This window comes from Streptomyces sp. CA-288835 (assembly GCF_050936385.1).
Classification (GTDB): Bacteria; Actinomycetota; Actinomycetes; order Streptomycetales; family Streptomycetaceae; genus Streptomyces.
Genome location: NZ_JBNJMW010000001.1, coordinates 4690101 through 4710177 on the forward strand (window position 1 = coordinate 4690101; position 20077 = coordinate 4710177).

At 68.8% G+C, this 20077-nt stretch carries 19 protein-coding genes; 7 read left to right on the plus strand and 12 right to left on the minus strand.

Translation table 11 applies throughout. From position 1 onward, the window contains the following. The first annotated feature begins 57 nt into the window (after nt 1-57). On the plus strand, nt 58-963 hold the full coding sequence (locus ACQEVY_RS21010; protein ID WP_432950732.1) for a nitroreductase/quinone reductase family protein: 906 nt from the start codon (nt 58-60) through the stop codon (nt 961-963). Between the two features lie 4 nt (nt 964-967). Here ACQEVY_RS21010 and ACQEVY_RS21015 read toward each other — a convergent pair whose 3' ends face one another. The 7 genes from ACQEVY_RS21015 to ACQEVY_RS21045 all read right to left on the minus strand — a co-directional run bounded on the left by ACQEVY_RS21015 (nt 968) and on the right by ACQEVY_RS21045 (nt 10000). Further along, nucleotides 968-1216, minus strand: coding sequence for a hypothetical protein (locus ACQEVY_RS21015; protein ID WP_432950734.1), 249 nt, complete (start codon nt 1214-1216; stop codon nt 968-970). Next, on the minus strand, nt 1213-2547 hold the full coding sequence (locus tag ACQEVY_RS21020; RefSeq protein ID WP_432950736.1) for a S8 family peptidase: 1335 nt from the start codon (nt 2545-2547) through the stop codon (nt 1213-1215). The genes ACQEVY_RS21015 and ACQEVY_RS21020 overlap by 4 nt, the downstream gene beginning before the upstream one ends. A 363-nt stretch (nt 2548-2910) precedes the next feature. After that, nucleotides 2911-5028, minus strand: coding sequence for a HelD family protein (locus ACQEVY_RS21025; protein WP_432950738.1), 2118 nt, complete (start codon nt 5026-5028; stop codon nt 2911-2913). Between the two features lie 75 nt (nt 5029-5103). Beyond that, a complete protein-coding gene (locus ACQEVY_RS21030; RefSeq protein ID WP_432955321.1) occupies nt 5104-5718 on the minus strand; it encodes a TetR/AcrR family transcriptional regulator in 615 nt (204 codons plus the stop codon). Continuing rightward, nucleotides 5711-6622, minus strand: coding sequence for a hypothetical protein (locus ACQEVY_RS21035; RefSeq protein ID WP_432950740.1), 912 nt, complete (start codon nt 6620-6622; stop codon nt 5711-5713). Before ACQEVY_RS21035 ends, ACQEVY_RS21030 begins: the two co-directional genes overlap by 8 nt. Before the next feature lie 115 nt (nt 6623-6737). After that, a complete protein-coding gene (locus ACQEVY_RS21040) occupies nt 6738-8936 on the minus strand; it encodes a phosphotransferase (protein WP_432955323.1) in 2199 nt (732 codons plus the stop codon). 191 nt (nt 8937-9127) lie between these two features. Beyond that, nucleotides 9128-10000: a GntR family transcriptional regulator gene (locus ACQEVY_RS21045; RefSeq protein ID WP_432950742.1), complete on the minus strand. Its 873-nt coding sequence runs from the start codon at nt 9998-10000 to the stop codon at nt 9128-9130. Nucleotides 10001-10178: 178 nt separating this feature from the next. Between ACQEVY_RS21045 and ACQEVY_RS21050 the strand changes: the two genes are divergently transcribed. Further along, on the plus strand, nt 10179-10361 hold the full coding sequence (locus ACQEVY_RS21050; RefSeq protein WP_328769910.1) for a hypothetical protein: 183 nt from the start codon (nt 10179-10181) through the stop codon (nt 10359-10361). Nucleotides 10362-10509: 148 nt separating this feature from the next. Here the strand turns inward: ACQEVY_RS21050 and ACQEVY_RS21055 are convergent, their stop codons facing one another. Together ACQEVY_RS21055 and ACQEVY_RS21060 are read right to left on the minus strand one after the other, a co-directional pair. Then, entirely contained in the window at nt 10510-11232 is a 723-nt protein-coding gene (locus ACQEVY_RS21055; protein ID WP_432950744.1) for an HAD family hydrolase, read from the minus strand. Nucleotides 11233-11264: 32 nt separating this feature from the next. Next, the gene (locus ACQEVY_RS21060; protein ID WP_432950746.1) at nt 11265-12143 is read right to left on the minus strand and encodes a winged helix-turn-helix domain-containing protein; all 879 of its coding nucleotides are present in this window, start codon (nt 12141-12143) and stop codon (nt 11265-11267) included. 232 nt (nt 12144-12375) lie between these two features. Between ACQEVY_RS21060 and ACQEVY_RS21065 the strand changes: the two genes are divergently transcribed. Next, complete coding sequence (locus tag ACQEVY_RS21065) at nt 12376-12564, plus strand: hypothetical protein (RefSeq protein WP_328769913.1); 189 nt, start codon at nt 12376-12378, stop codon at nt 12562-12564. A gap of 72 nt (nt 12565-12636) precedes the next feature. Here the strand turns inward: ACQEVY_RS21065 and ACQEVY_RS21070 are convergent, their stop codons facing one another. Next, complete coding sequence (locus ACQEVY_RS21070; protein ID WP_432950749.1) at nt 12637-13554, minus strand: winged helix-turn-helix domain-containing protein; 918 nt, start codon at nt 13552-13554, stop codon at nt 12637-12639. 47 nt (nt 13555-13601) lie between these two features. Here ACQEVY_RS21070 and ACQEVY_RS21075 point away from each other — a divergent pair, with 47 nt between their 5' ends. Further along, nucleotides 13602-13757 carry a hypothetical protein gene (locus tag ACQEVY_RS21075; RefSeq protein WP_432950751.1) on the plus strand — a complete coding sequence of 52 codons (156 nt, stop codon included), beginning with the start codon at nt 13602-13604 and terminating at the stop codon, nt 13755-13757. Further along, entirely contained in the window at nt 13757-13945 is a 189-nt protein-coding gene (locus tag ACQEVY_RS21080; RefSeq protein WP_432950753.1) for a hypothetical protein, read from the plus strand. Before ACQEVY_RS21075 ends, ACQEVY_RS21080 begins: the two co-directional genes overlap by 1 nt. 114 nt (nt 13946-14059) lie before the next feature. On the opposite strand, the gene ACQEVY_RS21085 is transcribed toward ACQEVY_RS21080, so the two are convergent. Next, nucleotides 14060-15343 carry a GNAT family N-acetyltransferase gene (locus ACQEVY_RS21085; RefSeq protein WP_432950755.1) on the minus strand — a complete coding sequence of 428 codons (1284 nt, stop codon included), beginning with the start codon at nt 15341-15343 and terminating at the stop codon, nt 14060-14062. A gap of 263 nt (nt 15344-15606) precedes the next feature. Between ACQEVY_RS21085 and ACQEVY_RS21090 the strand changes: the two genes are divergently transcribed. Beyond that, the gene (locus tag ACQEVY_RS21090; protein ID WP_432950757.1) at nt 15607-17625 is read left to right on the plus strand and encodes an NAD-binding protein; all 2019 of its coding nucleotides are present in this window, start codon (nt 15607-15609) and stop codon (nt 17623-17625) included. A gap of 15 nt (nt 17626-17640) precedes the next feature. Here the strand turns inward: ACQEVY_RS21090 and ACQEVY_RS21095 are convergent, their stop codons facing one another. Then, the gene (locus ACQEVY_RS21095) at nt 17641-18042 is read right to left on the minus strand and encodes a nuclear transport factor 2 family protein (protein ID WP_432950759.1); all 402 of its coding nucleotides are present in this window, start codon (nt 18040-18042) and stop codon (nt 17641-17643) included. 125 nt (nt 18043-18167) lie between these two features. On the opposite strand from ACQEVY_RS21095, the gene ACQEVY_RS21100 reads away from it, so the two are divergent. Further along, nucleotides 18168-20039: a S9 family peptidase gene (locus ACQEVY_RS21100; protein ID WP_432950761.1), complete on the plus strand. Its 1872-nt coding sequence runs from the start codon at nt 18168-18170 to the stop codon at nt 20037-20039. Nucleotides 20040-20077 lie beyond the last annotated feature (38 nt).

The following is a 20077-nucleotide window of genomic DNA, read 5'->3' on the forward strand; positions in this document are numbered from 1 at the left end:
AATCCACGAACCCCATCCGCATACCGCATCCACGTACCCCAGAGCAGAAAGAGAAGAATGCCCAACGACTTCAACCAACCAGTCATCGAAGAGTTCCGCAGCAACGCCGGCCAGGTGGGCGGCTATTTCGAAGGAGCCCGGCTGCTCCTGCTGACCACCACGGGAGCCCGTACCGGCACCCGGCACACCACTCCCGTGGGCTACCTCCCCGACGGCGACAGGGTCCTGGTCATCGCCTCGGCAGGCGGTGCGCCGAAGCACCCGGACTGGTTCAGCAACCTCGTCGCCCACCCCCAAGTCACCGTGGAAACAGGGGTGTTCACGTACGAGGCGCGGGCCGTCGTACTGCAGGGCGAGGAACGCGACCAGCTTTTCGCGCGGGCCGTCGAGGCCGAGCCGGGCTGGGCGGAGTACCAGGCGAAGACGGACCGCGTGATCCCCGTGGTCGCCCTGCACGAGATCCCGAGTGACGGCCCGCCGAACGTGGCCGCCTCCTCGATGGGTGAGTACCTCCAGGTCATCCACGACGCGTTCCGCCGCGAACTCGCTCTGATCCGCAAGGAATTCGCCGACGCAGGGCCGGGCAGCACCGCCCTCGGCGCCCAGCTCCGCGTCAACTGCCTGACCTTCTGCCAGGGCCTGCACAACCACCACACCGGCGAGGATGTCGCCATGTTCCCGGCCCTCGCCGCCCGCCACCCCGAACTCGCCCCGGTCATCGAGCGGTTGAGCCAGGAGCACGAGCAGATCGCCGCGCTGGTGGAGGAGTTGAAGGCGGTCATCGACGCCGCGGGCCCGGGAAGCGAGGGCGCCCCCACACCCGTACGCAACGAACTCGCACGTACGGAACTCGCCCGCAGGGACCTCGTACGCAAGGAAGTCGATCGCCTCACAGAGGCGCTCGAAGCCCATCTCACGTATGAGGAGGAGCAGTTGATCCCCATACTCGACGCGCCAGAGTGATGGCTCACTGAAGAGGCGAGTCGGGCGGCGGCAGTTGGACCGTGCGGTCCCGGTCGACGGAGTCGACGCCGTCGACCGCTTCCAGGGCCGGGATTCGGTCCTCGGCGACCGTGCCGGAGAGCGTGCCCAGGATCGGCTGCTCTCCGGTGACCGTCAGCCCGGCCTGCCGCAGGGCCTCGACCACCTCTGCGAACCGGTCGAGGTCGACCGCGATGATGACCCCGACCGGCGCGGAACGGTTCGGCTCGTTCACGGGGCCTGGAGCAGGCCGGAGCCGACGTCCCTGACGGGCTGTGCCAGCGGGAACGCGCCCGCTTTCAGACGGGCCACGAGATCGGTCGCGGACCCGTTGGGGTTGGCCTCGGCGAGCAGGGCGAGGACACCGGCGACGTGCGGTGTAGCCATGCTCGTGCCGTTCAGGTTCTGGTACCTGCCACCGGGGGCGGCCGAGCGTACGTCCCTGCCGGGCGCGGCGATGTTGATCTCACCGCCTTGGCCGTTGATGCCGCCGTTGGAAAAGAACGACGGGGTGAGCGCCCTGTCGACGGCGGCCACCGCGAGGATGGAGGGACAGTTGGCGGGCCGGCTGACGGGGTGGATGACCGGGGGCCGCTCGCTGTCGTTGCCCGCCGCGGCGACGATCACCGTCCCGCGCTCGAGCGCGCGCTTGGCGAGGATCTCGTACGTCTGCGGGAAGAGCTCACCCGGCCTGACCCCGCCGCCGAGCGACATGGAGATCACCCGCGCGCCGCGGGCGACGGCCCAGGCCATGCCCGCCAGGATCTGGCCGTCCGTGCCGCTGCCCCTGTTGCTGAGGACCTTTCCGGCGAGGATCCGGGCGTCGCAGGCAACGCCGTACCTGGGTCCCTGCTGGGGCTTGGCCGGGCCGGCGACGGTGCCGATGCAGTGGGTGCCGTGGCCGTTGCCGTCCTCGACCGCCTCGCCGACCACGAACGACATGGTGTCCTCGATGCAGCCGACCAGGTCCGGGTGGGTGATGTCCACGCCGGTGTCGAGGACGGCGACCTTCACCCCGCGTCCGGTCAGGTGGGACAGGTTGGCGCGGATCGCCTGCAGCCCCCAGGTGAAGCTCTGTTCGTCCGAGGCCGGGCCCTGGGCGGCGGCGATCTCGGCCCTGGTGTGGCGGTCCACGACCTCCTCGTCACTGCGGTAGGCCGGGTAGAACTCCGTCGGCGCCTGCGTAGGGGCGGTGATCGGCATCGCGTACACCATGCGCTCCGGCTCCGCCGCGAGGATCGTCGGCTCGGCCTCGGCCGTGGTCACCAGCGCGTGCCGCTGGTCGGGCCGCACCTCGACGACGGCGGCGCCGAGTTCCTCGAAGTGCACCGAGACATCGGGGCGTTCCAGCAGTTCGGATACGTTCCCCACCTCGGCTCCGCGGACGCGCTCGACGGACGCGATGTCGGCGGAGGAACGCAGGGCGTTCAGTCCGCTCTCCTGGTTGCTCTGGTCGAGCAGGATCACGTACCGGCCGGTGTACTCCGTGCCGTCGCCCATACTCGGCCCGCCCTGCCGGTTGGGCCGCTCGCCGAAGGCGCGCCTGTCCATGGGTCCGTTCGCCATGTGGTCTTCCCGCTTTCTGTGCGCTCCCCCTGTGTCGTGGACGCGCGCCGGCGCACGGGCTGTCGTGCGCCACGGATCGCGGGGCGCGGTTCAGTCGTGTATCGACGCGTACCGCCGTTGACCTGCGATGTTGTCCATGACCAGGCCGTCGGCGTTGCCCCCCGTTCACGGTGGCACCGGGCACGGGGACCGGCAACTCAGGACCGCCGACGGGGTCGCGGGGCCCGAGCGCCGGCAGGGACCGAGTGGCCCCGGCCGAGCAGTCGAGCAGTAGCTCAGTGGGTCACGCGGTCACGCGGTCACGCGGTCACGCGGTCAGGCGGTCACGCGGTCAGGCGGTCAGGCGGTCAGGCGGTCAGGCGGTCAGTCGAAGGGCAGTGCCCGGCTGTGCACCACATCAAGCCGGGAAACGGCCCGGGTCAGTACGACATACAGCCGACGCAGCCCGCGCGCACTCGCCCCGGCCTCTCCCTCTACGTCGCCCTCCTCCCCCGCCTCCGCAATCGCCGCCGGCTCCACAACCACGACATGGTCGTACTCGAGCCCCTTGGCGACCCCGGCTCCCAACACCACGACCCGCGCGCCCAGTTCGTCCGGACCCGCCGACTCGATCCCCGCGGCCTCGAGCGCCTCCCGCACCCGTACGACATCGGAGTCGGCCGCGATGACCCCGATGGACCCTTCGCGGGCGAGCGCTTCCCGCACGGCCGCGACGGTCTCCCCGACGACGTCCGCGACATCGGCGCCGCCCGCGACCCCGGCGGCCTGCCGAATCCTCAACTCTCCGTCGCTCCGCAGGGATCGAGCCGCGGGCACCGTCACATCCAGCCGGGCCAGCAGCCGGTTCGTCAGCTCGACCACCGCCCCCGGCACCCGAAACCCGGTCGTCAACGGCACCACCGCGGCCTCCGGCTTCCCCAACTGCCCGAGCAGTACGGCCCAGTCCCGCGCGGCCCACGGCGTGGTCCCCTGCGCGAGATCACCGAGTACCGTCACCGAGCCGAAGGCCGCCCGCCGCCCGATCGCCCGGCACTCCATCGGCGACAGATCCTGCGCCTCGTCGATCACCAAGTGCCCGTAACCCTCCGGGTGTTGAACGAGCCCCGCCACCTCGTCGAGCAACACCAGATCGGCCGCCGACCACCGCGCCGACTTGTACGACCGAGGCGGCCGGGCCCACAGAATCGCCTTCTGCTCGCCGGCGTCCAGCACCCCGTCCGCCGCCGCGGCCAGGGCGTCCGGGTCGGCGAGCAGTTCCGCGAGGACCTCCTCCGGCCGCACCGCGGGCCACACGGAGTCGACGTACGCGCTGACCGCCCGCGCCCGCTCGATCTTCCGCACCCAGGCGTTCGGCACCGCCCCCGCCCGCCGCTCGGCCTGCCGCTGAATGTGCCGCACGACCCGCGTCCGTACGCGCTCCCGCCCCACCGCGTACGGCGGCTCCTCGTCCCGTACGCCCGCCACGATCCGCGCCAACTCCCCACCCGGCACCCGCCAGCGGTACGAACCGTCCGGCACCGCGAGGTCGCCCGGGCCGTCCGTCCCCACGCGGGCATACAGCGCCCGGCGCAGCACCTCGGCCATCCGCACGTCGTGCTTCACGACGGCCGCCGCCTCCGCGTCCGTGGCCGTCACGGGATGGCGGGCGATCTCGTCCGCGAGGGTCGACTGCCGTACGCCCGTCTCGCCGAGCGCGGGCAGCACCTGGGAGATGTAGGAGAGGAAGGTGCGGTTGGGTCCGAGGATCAGCAGGCCGGAGCGCTGGATGCGCTGCGGGTACGTATAGAGGAGGTACGCGGCGCGGTGCAGCCCGACCGCGGTCTTGCCGGTGCCCGGGGCGCCCTGCACACAGACGGAGGTCGCGAGGTCGCCGCGTACGAGATCGTCCTGTTCAGGCTGGATGGTCGCGGCGATGTCGCGCATGGGGCCGACGCGGGGGCGCTCGATCTCGCCCGCGAGGATACGGCTCTGGGTATGGCTCTGCTGCCGCGACTCCCCCGCGCTGGGCCCCGCCCCGAGGTGCTCGTCCTCCAGACCGGTGAGGCCGGCGGACTCGCCCCGGCTGCCCGGCGCCCAGCCGAACCGCCGGCGCACGCGGACGCCCTGCGGGTCGCGGGCGCTCGCCTGGTAGAAGGCGCGGGAGACGGGGGCGCGCCAGTCGACGACGAGGGGCGGGGCGGCGGGGTGCTCGCTGATCCTCAGCCGCCCGACGTGGTAGCTCTGCCCGGCATGTTCACCGCCGTCGAAATCCAACCGCCCGAAGAACAAGGGCCCTTCGGGAAGTTCCTTCAACTCCTTTGCCTTGCTGCGCAGTTGATAGCCGAGCACTTCGGCATCGGCTCCGGAGGCGGAGACGTCCTCGCCGGTGACGACGTGCTCCTGGGCGCCGTCGACCATCGCCGCGAGGGCGGCTCGGCAGGTTTCGTGATGGGCGCGTTCTTGGGTGAGGGCGTGCTGGAGGGAGGGCTCAGGGGACGTCATTCCAGCAAGGATAACGTTACTCGGTTAAATTTCTCACCGAGTCTCAGGAGTACGCGACACCGGCCCGACCGCGCCTCAAGCGAACCGCTTCAACCCCGCCCCCAACTGCCGAAAGGCCAGCTCAGCCGCAGCGACGGCATCCGCCCGGACCTCCTCCGCGCGCTCTCCCGCAGCCATCCGCCGAACGTTCTCCATCGCGAGGATCCGCCGCACTGCGACCATCTGCCCGGCGGCGAGCCGCGCCTCCAGATCCCCGCCGAGAGCACGGGCGAGCGCCTCCTCGGACCGCTCCAGGAACCCGTACAGCCGGGCCACGAGCGAGGGAGTTCCGTAGAGCAGCCGGTGATAGGCGAGCACGGGCTCGGCGTCGTTGAGCCCCGTGACGGGATCGCATCGCTCCAGCCCAGCAAGGAAATGCACCCGCAACGCATCGACCGGCGACTGCCCCTCGCTCCGCTCGAGGACGACCCGCGCAGCCTCCTCCTCATGATCGGCGAACCGGTGCAGAACCAGGTCCTCCTTGGTCGGGAAATACCGAAAGAGCGTCGGCTTGGAGATCTCAGCGGCAGCCGCAATCTCGGCAACCGACACCTTCTCGAACCCCTTCTCCAGAAACAGCGCGATGGCCAGCTCGGAGACCTCCTGATACATCCGCTGCTTCTTGCGCTCGCGCAGACCTGTGTCACGCAGTCCGGTGTCGCGCAATCCCGTATCGCTCATGCGGACGAGCGTACGCACCAGAGGGCCGCATGCGAGCGCCGCGTTCGGCCCGCCTCGGGGACGCCTTACGCGACGGTTCCCTGCCTCCAGTCAGGAATGGCCGCAAGGTTCCACAGATCGTCGAAGTGCTTGTTCCACGTGGAAATAGCCGCGTCAGCGGCAGCCGTGCCCTCTCGGGACCAGCATTGAGGTCCGTGCTGTAGCCCTTGGGATCGTAGAACTCCGGATCCAGGTGGTTCAGCCGCATACGGGCAGCCACGTTGTAGAGGCCGTGCAGGACTTGCTTTCGGTTGAAGATGCAGATCTTGTCCCGCGGAATGCCCAGATAGAGACGGTATTCGCACTCGACGGCGACTGCGCCGCCGGCCGTGACCTGCTCCGCGAGGCCCGACAAGATCCCGTCGTACTCCTGGCATTTCCGCTCAATGCGCTTTCGGAATTCGGGGTCGTCCACAGGCGCCCCATCGGGCCCGACGCGGGAGGGCACTCTCATCGGTACGCGGAAGTCGGGCACCAGGATCCTGACCGTGACTCGCTTGGTCGGTCCGGGATCGGCGGGCAGATCCTCCAGCCGGTGGTAGAGCTCGTTGTACAGCGTCTCGCCGGTGTAACCGAGGAAGCTGATCTCCACCTTCCGGGCCCGGAAGGCCTCGCTGACGAAGTTGCCGAGCTGGCGCGAGTTCACCAGCGCGCGGCTCGGCGTCCTGACCGGCGAGGAGAGCTCCCTCACCGCGTCGTACAACACGTAGCCCACCAGGCTCAGCAGCGCACCGCCGAGAAACGCCTTGCCCTCCAGGGCGTCTCCGACCGGCTTGACGAACTGGGCGGTCAGCCCGCTGACAAAGATTCCGATCAGCAGGACCCGCGTCACCACGGACTCCAACCGCTCCTGGTACCGCCTCAGCCGTAAGCCCCACCCGCCGTCGGCTCCACCACTTCCCCGCCCCGGACATGTGCGGCCCCCTCGCCTCGGGCCGTCCGGCGACGCGTCATGCGCCCACAGTGAAGCCGGCCCGACTGATGCCGTCATGGTCTCCGTACGGCAACGCGCGGGCAAGATAGGGGTTCGCGGTAGCGCGGGTGGGCAGGCCGAGTGACCCCTTGGCCACCGCGAGAGTCACGGCGTACGAGTCCACCGCCCTGCGGACGTTCGGGGCGTCGAGGCTGGCACCGGTGACCAGGCGGTCGAGATCCACGTAGGCGGAGCGGACGCTCTCGATCCACCGGTAGACACGCCAGTCCTGCTGCCAGTCCTTCGTGTGCCTAATGGAAAGGTTGCGCGCCCAGCGGCGGAACATACGCTCGCGGATATCGGGCTGGGTCGGGGTGAGATGCATGTGCCGGACCAAGTCGTACAGCGGGTCGCCGACCATCGCCATTTCCCAGTCGATGATCGTGAGGGCGAACGCATCGTCGCGGCGAACGAGGTTCCAGGGGTTCAGATCACCATGCAGCAGCGCTGGCCGACGCGGGGTCACGCGATGGCGGGCCAAGATCTGGCTGAGCCGGGAGGCATCGGGCAGACCGAGGTTTCGTGCCACCTGCTTCGATTCCTTGGGCAGATCCCGTACGAGCGCGACCAGTTGCTCGCTCAGCCAGCCGTAGAACTCCGACGCATCCGCGATCTTCCCGATCGGGTCCAGAGGCCCGTAATCGACGTTAGTCAGGGCACAAAGCTGGTCAACCAGCCCGTCTGCCTCATGAGGCAGCAGTCCGTTCACCGGATGGCTGGGGGGCTGATCACCGTCGGGCGGACCGACATAGGTGTGGATGGCGAACGGGTCGTCCTGATAACTCGTGCCCAGGGCCAGCACCCGCGGCGCCGTCACGGCGACCATGGACCGTTCGATGGCCTGGAGAACGGCGTGCTCGCTGAGAAAGCTGGGCTCCCGGCGGCTGACCGATGCCACCTTGCGGCGTACGACGACTGGAAAGTCGACGCCCGGAACCCGGACCACCGAGTTGAGGTGTGCCGTGCCCTTGAACACCCGTTTCGCGGGGGCCGCGCCCTCCGCGAGCAACGCGTCGAATACCGCGGACTTCGGAAAGTCGGGATGCTCGGGAACCTTCGGATCCGGATCCCAGCTGATGACGTTGACCGACCGGGCACCCGCGAGCAGATCACGCCGGGACGCCTGCCAACGGAAGAGAACTCTCTCGATCTCCGTCTCGCTCGCCACACTGGCGAGTCGGAGAGGTTTCGCGGCAGCTTCCAGAGCACGGCGCACGGATGCCGTCGCCTCGTCCAGGCTCTTCTGGTCGAACGATTTTTCCAGGGACTTCGCCGCCCGCATCACATCGGGATAGACGGACTGGGCCCGCTCGAAATCGATGTAGTGGCGCAGGTCCTTGGCGAGCCCGTTCACGGCGAGAGGACGCGTCGCCTGTACGGCCTCGGCCCACGCGTCGATGACCTCGTCCCACTGGAACTCGGGATACTGCATGCGGACGAGGTGTGTGGCGAGGTCGTGCAGAGGGTCACCGTAGGACGCGAGTTCCCAGTCCACGCAGATCAGGGGCGGGACGCCGCCGTACGTCACGATCACGTTGTCCCGGTGGAGATCCGCGTGCAGCAGGCTGTACGGGCGGCGAGCCATGGCGGGCACCCGGTCGGCAAGCCGGGTCAAGGCATCCTCGGGGATGCCCAAGGCCGCGAACAGCCCGCCGAAAGCAGGCCAATTGGGCTGACGGATCTGTCGGTCCGCGAGGCGCGCCAGCGTACGCAGAAACCCCTGGCTGTCCTTGTCGTTCTGCGGCCAGGCGGCGGGCAGCGGCGGCAACGCCTCCCTGCGCACCTGGGACATCTGTGCCAGCAGCTCGGCCAGCGCTTTGATCAGCAGTCTGTCCACCGGCTTGCCGTTCGGACACACATTGGAAAGCGGAACCCCCTCCACATAGCTGTGGATGGCAGAACCTCCGCGCTCGGCCAGGCACTCCGGCACGTGGCGCAGGACGCCTTTGATGGCGTTCAGAATCTCCGACTCCTGCTGCCAGGTCCTGATCACGACCGGCACGGCTTCGGGCTTTCGGATCCGCACCGTCACGGATGTTCCGGCATCGCGCCGCACATGGCGAGCCATGCCCTCGGTAAGGGGCAGCACATAGTTACGGTTATGATGACCGCCGCTCATCACCCCGTACTCTTTGGCCAGGTCCACGAACTCGTCGTAGGCCTGATCGGCGAGCATTCGCTCCCAGGGGATGCGGCTGGGATCAGGCACTGTGCGCACTGGCCGCTCCTGGGTGACGTTCAAGGATGAGCACACCCTAGCGTCGGCGGAGATCCCTCACGACCTGAGTCCATTAAGTGTTGGTATCAAAAGAGGCGTACGAGCCCCATGGGATGGGCATGATAGTGGGATTCAGGACCTTTTCGCGCTCACTCCGCCAGCAGATTCCAGACGGAGTCGAACCAGGACTGCATGCTTGCCACGGAGACCGACCCCTGCGAATTCGGGTCCTCGTCCTTGACGTAGTGCGTGAGGGTGGCGCCGAAGCCGAGGACATCGAGCGCTTCGATCTCCTCGCCGCTGTCCAGACGGATGCGGCGCTCGATCACCTCGTACGGACCGTGCAGCACTTCGTCACCGTTGAAGAGATAGAGCTTGAACGTGGGGGTCAGCGGCGCATGACGGATCTCGACGTCGAGGGTGGGGACCAGGCCCTCGGTTCGTAGCTCCCATAGAGCCCCTTCCAGCGACGCCGTATGCAGGCGGGTGATGGCAAGCAGCCGTTGCCTCATGGCGTCGTTGTAGGCCGGGTCCTTGGCTCGTGGGTAGGGAAGTTCGATCGTGTCGGACGGGAGCAGCATGCGCAGGGCGATGCGCTGCGGCGCGATCTCTCTCGCGCGGATTCGTTCGACCTGCACCCTGACATGGGCGTCGAGGGACTCTGAGGTCAGTGTGTAGACGTCGAGGGTGATCTCGGACTGCTCGAACGCCTTCCTGATGAGGCTGCCCAGCGTCACGGCACGGCCCGGCTGCGCGGCTTTCGCCGTCGGGGTCTGTATCCGCTGGGTCATGATCACCCGGGTCCCACTGCCCTGGCGGGACTCAATCCACCCCTCTCCGGCCAACGCCTTGAGGACGCGCTGCACGGTGTCCCGGGAAACGTTGAATTGATCGGCGAGTTCTCGCTGCGGCGGCAGTCGGTCGCCGACCTCGTACGTGCCGTCGGTCAGGAGAGTCCGCAGCGCGTCCAGCACGCGCTCGAACTCTCTGCCGCCCCCCTCGCCGACCCCAACCTCAGCCACACACCGACCGTACCTCTCCGAGCCGACAAAACCAACCACTTCCAGTCAACTCAACAGTCCAACAAGCCTGCCGGTTAAGGGATCAGGCAAGCCGGGAAGACCAATCTAAGTCAACCAGTCCAATTGGCCGACTAGTTGATCGCTTCACTGGAAGTGTCAGAGACAAAGGGGTGGGGCCATGGTCTTCTTCCAACTGCTGTCGGTCGTCATGGGCCTCGGCATAGAGCAGTTGATCCAATGGCGGTACGGGGCCATGGGCATCGTCTGTCTGCTGCTGATCACCTGTGGGGTCCGGGCTCGTAACTCGACATGCCTCACCGCCGGCGCCGTACTGTTCGTGCTGTTGATGGCTCAGGCCTGAGAACGGGTCTACGTCAACATGTAGAAACCCAGGGTGACTTCGGGCTCGTCAATGGCCTCGCCGATCGTTGGCCCCAGCCCCATCCGGCCCGACTTACCTCCGCCAACCACCAAGCGAATAAGCTCAACTGGCCACACGGTGGTTCGCCTCACCGCCTCCGCTCGCGGAGCATCTCCAGGAGGGGCTGGAACGACCCCACGACCACCTCGGCTCCGGCCTTTCGCAGCACCTTCTCCTTGGCTTCGTTACGCGCGTAGCCCATGAAGTGGACTCCGGCGCTCTTGGCCGCCTCCAAGTCTGTTGCCGTGTCACCGATCATGAGCGCTTCGGAGGGCTTGGCGCCCAGGGCGTGCAGGGCGCGGTTCAGGCAGTGGGGATTCGGCTTCAGGAGCGAGAGGTCCTGCGTGCGGCCGTAGATGTGCGGGGCAAAGCACTCGGACAGGCCGCGGGTGGCCAGGTAACGGGTGGCTGCCAGCGGGGAGTTGTTGGTCGCGACGGCCAGCCGGGCGCCCAGCGCGTGCCAGGTCCGGATCAGCGGATCCACGTGGGCCGTGGGATACGCCGACTCCACGGCTCTCAGCTCCTGCAGGGTGAGACGTTTCTCCAGCTCGAATACCAGGTCACTGTCAGGATGCCGGCCATCGACCAGCCGTAGCACGACGTGCGGATCGGGTTCTGTCTGCTCCTCCTCCGTGAGGAGCCCGCGCAGCCCTCTCTCCTCCAGCCACCGCACCTGGTCCTTGGCCACCTGCTCCGCCGTGTGCCCCGCGAACAACTTGCATATCGGGCCGTCGAAGTCGAAGAGCACAAAGCGCGCTCCGGCGATCAGTCCCCTCAGTTCTTCTGCCACGTTCCCTGTCTCTGCTGTCACCGGCTCAGTCTGCTGCGTCGTATCAGGAGTCACTAGGAGAGTGTCAGGTCAGTGGTGATGGTTGCCCAGAGGGCGTCGAACCACTTCTGGGATTGTTCAACGAAGGCCGCGTCCCGTTCGCTTGCGGCTTTCTCGAAGGAGAAGAGGAGGGACTGGGAGCCCAAGGCGTCGTACATGTCGAGGGTTCCGGTGTCCCACTCCTCCTCACGGCGCGTCAGCATGTAGTACGCCATCAAGGCCTCGACCCCGTTGAGCAGGTACAACTTCACCGGCGGCGTGAACGGCAGCGCGCGGAACGTCACATGGACGTCGATGCCATGGGAGGCGCGCAGGGACTGGAGGTTGTGGCGCAGGACGTGGCCCTGGGCGTTGCGCTGCTGCAGCCAGCGGCGGTGGACCTCGTCGTCGTCGCTGCTGCCGTCCACCGGGACGGGGAAAGCCAGGTTGATTTTCCCGGACGGCAGCAGGATGCGTACGTCGATGGATTCCGGGCGGATGGTGCCCTCGTGGATGTGGCGCACCGGTTCGGCCAGGGCCGTCAGCAGGGTCTCGGCGGTGAGGCAGGCCGCGTCGATGCGTACGTGCTTGGCCTTGAAGGCCTCCATCAGCTGCGGGGCCAGGCCCACCATCGTCGGCTGGGGCTCGTCGGTGGACGGGGACACCTCGGCGATCCGCGGCGGGCTGCCCTTGCTGACGTTGCTGAGCAGGCCGTCTTCCTGGAGGGCGCGGAGGGCCTGGCGGACCGTGCCGCGTTCCACGCCGAACTCCTCGGCGAGTTCGGCCTGCGTGGGCAGGCGGTCGCCCGCCTTCAGCTCGCCGCCGCGGATGCGGTCCCTGAGGATGTCGGCGATCTCCTGGGGCGTGAGCCTTCTGCTGCCGTTCACTGCGACGTTCTCCTGGGTCACAACCAAACGCTACAACTTTGCTCCATCTTAGGCGAGTTGTTCGGGAGTTGTTGGTTAGCTAGAACCAACTCCGGGTAAGTTATTCAATGTTGGCAACCAACTAAGCCAAGATGGCGGAACGCCCCCCTCCTTTCGCAACTACTTGGCAGCTACGCAGTACGTGCCCGAAAGTACCCGCTCTGCCCGCAGTGCCCGCCCTGCCCCTGGAAGCCCGCCACTCCCCGAAGGAGGATCCACCATGCCCGCCATCGCCTTCATCTCCGCAGTCTTCGTCGTCGGTTTCGAGGAGCTCGTCGAGTGGCGGTACGGTCCCGTCGGCATCCTGGGCCTGCTTCTGCTCAGCATCGGGATCAAGGCCAAGAGCCCCGCCTGCAGCTCGATCGGGGCGGTCCTGCTCGCCATACTCGTCTCGGGACCGGCCCTGTGAGCTGGGAAGACCCCGCCCCGAGAGAGTCACCGCCCGACGATCCTCCGCCCGACGATCCACCTGTGGGAGACCTCAGTTTGTGAGCTCAAGCTCCAGACTGATGGTCTCCCACAGTGCGTTGAACCACAGATGCGACTGCTCCACGAACGTGGTGTCCCGCAGCACGGGTCCCTGCTCGAAGGGGAACAGCATGGACTGCGTGCCTTGGGCGTCGTACACATCCAGTCGCTCGTGGTCGATCTGCTCGCCGCGCCGCGTGAGCGTGTAGTACGCGAACAGCGCCTCCGCCCCGTTGAGCAGGTACAACTTCACCGGCGGCGTGAACGGCAGCGCGCGGAACGTGACATGAACGTCGATGCCATGTGTGGCCCGTAGAGCCAGCAGATTGTGGCGGAGCACTTGGCCCTGGGCGTTGCGCTGGGCCAGCCAGCGCTCGTGCACCACGTCGTCATCGCTGCCGCCGTCCACCGGCACGGGGAACGCGAGGTCGATGTCGCGGCTCGGCAGCAGGACTCGGACGTCGACCTTGGCCGGTTTCATACGGCCCTCGTGGATGAGTCGGAGGGGTTCACCCATGGCGAGCGTGAGCGAGACCGCCGTCAGGCACAGGGCGTCGATCTCCACATGCGGGACCTCGAAGGCGGCCGCTATCCGCGGCGCCAGCGCCACCATGGTGGGCTGCGGTGTGTCGGGCCCGGGCAGGGCCTTGTCCGCGTCCTCGGCGACGGTCGCAGGACGCCCTTTGGACACGTTGGACAGCAGATGCTCCGACTGCAGGATGCGCAGCGCCTGGCGTACGGCACCGCGCTCGACGCCGAACTCGTTGGCCAGCTTGGCCTGCGTGGGCATGCGCTGGCCCGGCTGCAGCTCGCCGGACCTGATCCGGCTGCGCAGCGCCTCAGCGACCTCTCGGTGTGACCGCTGCGGCCGCTGGGACCGTTGAGACCGATTCCGCCCATTGGCGGCAGCGCGTTCCGCGTCCACAACCAAACACTACAACTTCGCGCCATCTTTGGGCAGTTAACGGGAAGGTGGTTATGAGACGTCTCCAAGCGGAGATAAGCAGAGTGGAGTTGGTCGCCAACTTCAGCAACATGGCCAGGTTTTCGAAGAAGTTGGTCACCACCGGTGACTGGATCGGTCAGTTGGTCACCGCCGGTCACCGCGTCCCCATCCCGAAGGAGGGACCGTAATGCCGCTCATCGCCACCCTCGCCATCGCCGCCCTCATCATCGGCTTCGAACAGTTCGTCCAGCTGAAGTTCGGGGCGATGGGCCTCATCGCATTCGTCCTCCTCTCCATCGGCATCAAGGCCAAGAACACGTACATCGGCGGCATCGGAGCGGTGATCCTCGTACTGCTGCTCACCCAGACCGGCTGACCGGACGCCACCGTCCGTCGTCAGTCCGGCTGGCCGGGCTCCCTCCTGGAGGGGAGCCGGGAGCTCGGCCAGACGGTTCCCATCGCGCTACGGAGGACAGGAGGTGACACGACTTCAGAAGACGTCCGGGCACCAAGGCCGCCTGGACGTACGCAACAGGGCGTCGGCGGTGGTCGCGGCGCCCGCCCGCGACTCGGCCACCCGGCCGAGCGCGGCGAGCCGCACCGCCGACTCGTCCCCGAGCCAGAGCGCCGCCAACTCACCTACGCCCAGCGTGAGTTCGGCGGCGTCGTTGGTTCGCGAGCAGCTCGCCCCGTCCGGTGACGCGTCCAGCCGGTACCGCCCGGCCGACAGACCGTCCCCGTCCGTGACCTCCAGTACGAGCGTCCCGGTACCCGTGTACGTACGCGCCTCAAGAGCCCGTACGACATCCAGGATCCGTACCCACAGCCAGTCGGCCTGCGTGGTGAGCCGCGCCGCCCTCGGGTCCGGCAGCAGGTGCGGCAGCAGGTCGTCCGGAGCGCGAAAGCCCGTCTTCACCGCCGTGACCCAGTCCACCGAGCAGACGTGCCACCACAGCGCGCGCTCGGCGGCCGGCGACACCGCGATCAGGCCCTTCACCTTCGCCGTGTTCAGCGGCAGCTTGGCGTCGTCGTCCCACTCGCCGTCCGAGATGTAGGGGAGCAGGCCCTCGACCTCGCCGTCAGCGTTCCGGTACACGGCGTAGAAGGGCTCGGTCCACGAGACCCGGTCCAGCGTCAGCACACCTGTGTTGACCTGCCACCACCGCTCGTCCCGGTCGACCACCCCCGGCTGTACGCGCCTGAGCCGCTCGTGCAGCTCCGGCCCCAGCTTGCGTACGTCCTCGCCGTCCACGAGGTCGATCCGCCCGCCGTCGTCCGGGCCCGCCCATCGGGGGTCCAGCCCCGCCCGCGGCACGTCGATCGTCCACTCGGCGGCCGTGGTGGCCGGCCCGAAGCCGTAACGCCCGTAGATCGGATACTCGGCCGCGATCAACGTCGCCACCACGTCGCCCCGTTCCTTCGCGGCGGCCAGGTCCCGCGCCATCATCCGCGTGAGCAGCCCGCGCCGCCGGTGGGTCGAGGTGACGCTCACATTCGTGATGGCATCGGCGGATACGACGCTCCCGCCCACCACCGTGAGCTCCTGCGCGAACGACCGGAACGTCGCCACGCACCGCCCGCCGTCGAAGGCCCCCAGCGTGCGCTCCGGCACGATGTACGAACTCCGGTCCGCGATCTCCGCGTCCGAGATGGCGGGCGGTCGCAGAAACCCGGTGTTCAGCGCGCGGATCCAGTCCGGGATCTCGGTCTCGGTGATCTGGCGTACGTCGATGTCCCGCACGCCCGGGCCCTGTATGTCCTGGTGACGGCTCATGGCTGTCAGCCTAGGCAGGTGGGCACGGGCTGCCCCAGGGGTTTTCCGGCGGCAGGATCACGGCGGAAGGGTGCATCAACCGCTGACCTGCTCGACCCTCGGCAGCCGTTCTGCACGAACCGGCGCCCCAAACTGCCTGGCGGTGAGCGGAAGATACGTCAAGGGGCCGTGGTGGAACCACCCGTGCTGGTGAGGCACTCTTTGCAGTTGTGGGGAGCTTTCCGTATCAGAGCGGGTCCAGGTCCAGGGACGATGCCGCGCACATGGTGGTGTGCGGGGACGACGCGTTGGCGCACCGGCTGGCGGCGGAGCTGCGCGGGGTCTACGGGGAGCAGGTGACGCTGGTCGTACCGTCCGCCGTGCGCACCGTACGGCCACCGGTCGTCGGCCGGGCGTCCGCGCTGCTCGACCGGGTGTCGGCAGCGGTGACCCGGGCGGCGGGCAGCGGCGGCAACGGTGGGGGCGGTGGCGGGGCTTCCTCGGACCGGGGCGCCGCTGGCGGGGCTTCCGCGGGCCGGGCCCCTGGTGCGGGGTCGCCTCCCGAGCCCTTGGAGGCCGCCGAGCTGACCGAGGCCGTGCTCGCCGAGGCGGGCGTCGAGCGGGCGGACGCGCTGGCGCTCGTGTACGACGACGACGAGACGAACATCCGCGCCGCCCTCACCGCCCGCCGCCTCAACCCCCGGCTGCGCCTGGTCATCCGGCTCTACAACCGCCGCCTGGGCCAGCACCTCGAGGCCCTGCTGGACCAGGCCTCGGCGCTGGCCATGGCGGGAGCCGGGTCGGGGGACGGAGCCACGGCCGGTGGCGGTGCCGGTGCCGGTGATTCCCGGGGGTCCGGTGTCGTCGACGCCTCCACCACCGTCCTCTCCGACGCCGACACCGCCGCTCCCGCCCTGGCCGCGACCGCGGTGGCCGGGACCAGCAAGGTCGTGCAGACGGAGGGGTTGATGCTGCGGGCCATGGAACGACCGCCGCCCGGCCCCGGCCAGATCGCCGACCCCGGACTGTGCACCCTGGCCCTGCTCTCGGCGACGACCAACGACCCGGCCGGCGCGGACGGTTCCGACAGCAGTGGTGAGCACGGCCCTCAACTCCTGCCCGACGAACGCTCCGTGGCCGCCGCGACCGGCCGCGGCACCGTCGTACTGGAAACGGTGTCGTACTCCGGCCCCACCACCCCCACCGGCCGTGGCGTCGTTCCCGCCCTGCCCTTCGCCGCCCTGTTCTCCCGACGCCTGCGCTGGTCGCTCGCAGGCCTGGTGGGTTGTGTGTTCGCGCTCGTGATCGCGTCGTTGGTGATGACAGACGACCATCCGCTGCACGCCACGTATCTGACGCTGCTCGATCTCTTCGCCATCAACGAGCCCGCGCTCAACCAGTCGCAAGGCCGCCAAATCCTCCAACTCCTCACCAGTCTCGTCGGGTTGCTGCTCCTACCTGTCCTGCTCGCCGCGGTCCTCGAAGCCCTTGGCACTTTCCGCAGCGGTTCCGCGCTGCGGAAGCCGCCTCGTGGGCTCTCCGGCCATGTCGTCCTGCTCGGGCTCGGCAAGATCGGTACGCGCGTCCTCACCAGGCTGCGCGAACTCGACACCCCGGTCGTGTGCGTTGAGGCTGACCCCGAGGCCCGCGGGATCGCCACCGCGCGGCGCCTGCGCGTGCCCGTCGTCCTCGGCGACGTCACCCAGGAAGGCGTCCTGGAAGCCGCCAAGATCCACCGGGCCCACACACTGCTGGCCCTGACCAGCGCGGACACCACCAACCTCGAGGCCGCGCTGTACGCCAGGACGGTGCGCCCCGATCTGCGCGTCGTCCTGCGGCTGTACGACGACGACTTCGCCACCGCGGTGTACCGCACCCTGCGCTCGGCCCACCCCTACGCGCTCACCCGCAGCCGAAGCGTCACCTACCTCGCCGCTCCCGCCTTCGCCGGAGCGATGATGGGCCGCCAGATCCTTGGTGCCATACCCGTCGAACGCCGCGTGCTGCTCTTCGCGGCCCTGGACGTCGCCGGGCACCCGCAACTGGACGGCCGGACGGTCGCCGAGGCCTTCCGCCCCGGCGCGTGGCGGGTCGTCGCCCTGGACACGACGGCCCCGGACGAGCGCAGCCCCGACCTGGCCAACGGCCCCGCCCCGGACGCCCCCGCACGAACACCGGGCCTGATCTGGGACCTGCCGCCCGGCTACGTCATGGGCGCCGGCGACCGCGTAGTTCTGGCCGCCACCCGCCGCGGCCTCGCGGAACTACTGGGCCGCCGGCGCCGGGAACGTACGAACCCTTGAGTGGCCGACCGCGCCTCAGTACCGCTCCACCAAGTGCTCCCGCCCCGCCGGAGGTTCATACGGCTCGGGCCAGAAGTCCGTCATCGATATGACGCGGCCCTGGTCGTCCCCCGTGAAGAACGAGATGCCATACATCTCCTCCAGGCCCACCGTGAAGTGGATCCAGGTGACGACCTGCCCGGGCTCGGCGACTATGCGCTCGATCCGCAGGTGCCAGTCGCCGGGATACTCCCGGTTGAACTGGAGGAACTTCTCTCGCCCGCGAATGCGCTCGCGCGTCTGGGGCAAGGTGTAGACGACGTCCTCCGCGAGGGTCTCCGCGAAGCCCGCCCAGTCGCGAGCCTCGGCCGTGGCCCAGAAGGTCTCAACTGTCTTGCGCAGATCGGTCAGTTCGCTCGGATCGGTCGATGTGGTCATACCGCGATAGTGCACCACGCCACTGACAATCGCCCTGACCTGCGAAAGTCCAGAAAGGCCACGAGTTATCCACAGGCTGAGGGCCTCGGCAGCGGAATGTCGGTGGGAGCGGGCAGTATGGGGTCATGACTGAGAGCAACGGGGCCAACCCGGACGAGGGGACCATCCCGCACCACGCGGCGATGCCGCACGACGAGGCCATGCCGGACTGGGAAAAGCGCTTCCGGGCGCCGCGGGTGTCCTTGCCGGACTGGGCGCAGGACGCACCGCACCGGTCGCTGTTCGTGTCCAACGCGACTGGGACGTACGAGTTGTACGCGTGGGATCGCGAGACGGGTGCCCAGCACCAGGTCACGGACCGGCCCAACGGCACGACGGACGGCGTGCTGACGCCCGACGGCGAGTGGATCTGGTGGTTCGACGACAAGGACGGGGACGAGTTCGGGATCTGGCGGCACCGCCCGTTCACCAGAGACGTGCGCGCCCGGTCCGGCCCCGACGAGCCTGCGGCTCCCGGTCTCGAACCGTCGTATCCCGCCGGGCTCGCGCTCGCGCGCGACGGACGTACGGCGGTCGTCGGCAGGTCGACCGACGAGGACGGTTCGACGATCTACGTCACACGGGCCGGTGAAGACCCGGTGGAGATCTACCGCCACCGGGAGTCGGCGGGCGTCGGCGACCTCTCGCACGACGGCTCACTGATCGCGATCGAGCACACCGAGCACGGCGACGCGATGCACTCGGCGCTGCGGGTGCTCCGGCTGGACGGTTCGGCGGTCGCGGAGCTGGACGACACCAAGGGCGGCACGGTCGAGCTGGGCCTCGAGGTGCTGGGCTTCGCCCCGGTCGACGGGGACACCAGGCTGCTCGTCGGGCATCAGCGGCGCGGGCGCTGGGAGCCGATGCTGTGGGACGTGGCGACCGGTGAGGAGACCGACCTGGCGCTGACCGGGCGGCTGGACGGCGACCTGAGCGCCGAGTGGTATCCGGACGGTTCCGCGCTGCTGGTCGTGCACAGCTACGAGGCACGCAGCGAGCTGTGGCGGTACGACCTGGCGTCCCGCCGGCTCGAGCGGATCCCGACCCCGAAGGGCACGGTGTCGGGGGCGACGGCCCGCCCGGACGGCAGCGTGGAGTATCTGTGGTCGTCGGCGGCCGAGCCCCCGGTGGTCCGCTCCACGTCCGGCGAGGTGGTCCTGGATCCTCCGGGGATGAAGTCTCCGGGATCGGTGCCCGTTCAGGACGTATGGGTGGACGGTCCGGGCGGCCGCATCCACGCCCTCGTGCAGCGGCCCGCGGGAGTTGCGGGTCCTCTGCCCACCGTCTTCGACATCCACGGCGGCCCGACCTGGCACGACAGCGACTCCTTCGCGGCGGGCCCGGCGGCGTGGGTGGACCACGGGTACATGGTGATCCGGATCAACTACCGCGGCTCGACCGGATACGGGCGGGAGTGGACGGACGCGCTCAAGCACCGGGTCGGTCTGATCGAGCTGGAGGACGTAGCGGCCGTCCGGGAGTGGGCGGTGACCTCCGGCCTCGCCGACCCCGAGCGGCTGATCCTCACCGGCGGCTCCTGGGGCGGGTACCTCACACTCCTGGGCCTCGGCACCGAGCCGGACGCCTGGGCCTTGGGGATCGCGGCGGTACCGGTCGCGGACTACGTCACGGCGTACCACGACGAGATGGAGGCGCTGAAGGCGATGGACCGCACCCTTCTCGGCGGCACCCCGGAGGAGGTTCCCGAGCGCTTCGAGGCCTCGTCCCCTCTGACGTACGTCGACGCGGTCAAGGCCCCCGTCTACATCTCCGCCGGCGTCAACGACCCCCGCTGCCCCATCCGCCAGGTGGAGAACTACGTCACCCGCCTCGCCGCCCGCGACGCCGTCCACGAGGTGTACCGCTACGACGCTGGCCACGGCTCCCTGGTCGTGGACGAACGCATCAAGCAGGTCCGCCTGGAACTGGACTTCGCGGAGCGGCACCTGGGGAGGTGAGAGCGGGGGGCTCGTTTGCCGGGGGCCGCAGCGAGGGG

What these genes read in the sequence shown, in the direction of transcription:
- ACQEVY_RS21010 (WP_432950732.1), top strand. Translation starts at nt 58, where the DNA reads ATGCCCAACGACTTCAACCAACCAGTCATCGAAGAGTTCCGCAGCAAC.
- ACQEVY_RS21020 (WP_432950736.1), bottom strand. Translation starts at nt 2,547, where the DNA reads ATGGCGAACGGACCCATGGACAGGCGCGCCTTCGGCGAGCGGCCCAAC.
- ACQEVY_RS21025 (WP_432950738.1), bottom strand. Translation starts at nt 5,028, where the DNA reads ATGACGTCCCCTGAGCCCTCCCTCCAGCACGCCCTCACCCAAGAACGC.
- ACQEVY_RS21040 (WP_432955323.1), bottom strand. Translation starts at nt 8,936, where the DNA reads ATGCTCGCCGATCAGGCCTACGACGAGTTCGTGGACCTGGCCAAAGAG.
- ACQEVY_RS21050 (WP_328769910.1), top strand. Translation starts at nt 10,179, where the DNA reads ATGGTCTTCTTCCAACTGCTGTCGGTCGTCATGGGCCTCGGCATAGAG.
- ACQEVY_RS21065 (WP_328769913.1), top strand. Translation starts at nt 12,376, where the DNA reads ATGCCCGCCATCGCCTTCATCTCCGCAGTCTTCGTCGTCGGTTTCGAG.
- ACQEVY_RS21075 (WP_432950751.1), top strand. Translation starts at nt 13,602, where the DNA reads ATGAGACGTCTCCAAGCGGAGATAAGCAGAGTGGAGTTGGTCGCCAAC.
- ACQEVY_RS21080 (WP_432950753.1), top strand. Translation starts at nt 13,757, where the DNA reads ATGCCGCTCATCGCCACCCTCGCCATCGCCGCCCTCATCATCGGCTTC.
- ACQEVY_RS21085 (WP_432950755.1), bottom strand. Translation starts at nt 15,343, where the DNA reads ATGAGCCGTCACCAGGACATACAGGGCCCGGGCGTGCGGGACATCGAC.
- ACQEVY_RS21090 (WP_432950757.1), top strand. Translation starts at nt 15,607, where the DNA reads ATGGTGGTGTGCGGGGACGACGCGTTGGCGCACCGGCTGGCGGCGGAG.
- ACQEVY_RS21095 (WP_432950759.1), bottom strand. Translation starts at nt 18,042, where the DNA reads ATGACCACATCGACCGATCCGAGCGAACTGACCGATCTGCGCAAGACA.
- ACQEVY_RS21100 (WP_432950761.1), top strand. Translation starts at nt 18,168, where the DNA reads ATGACTGAGAGCAACGGGGCCAACCCGGACGAGGGGACCATCCCGCAC.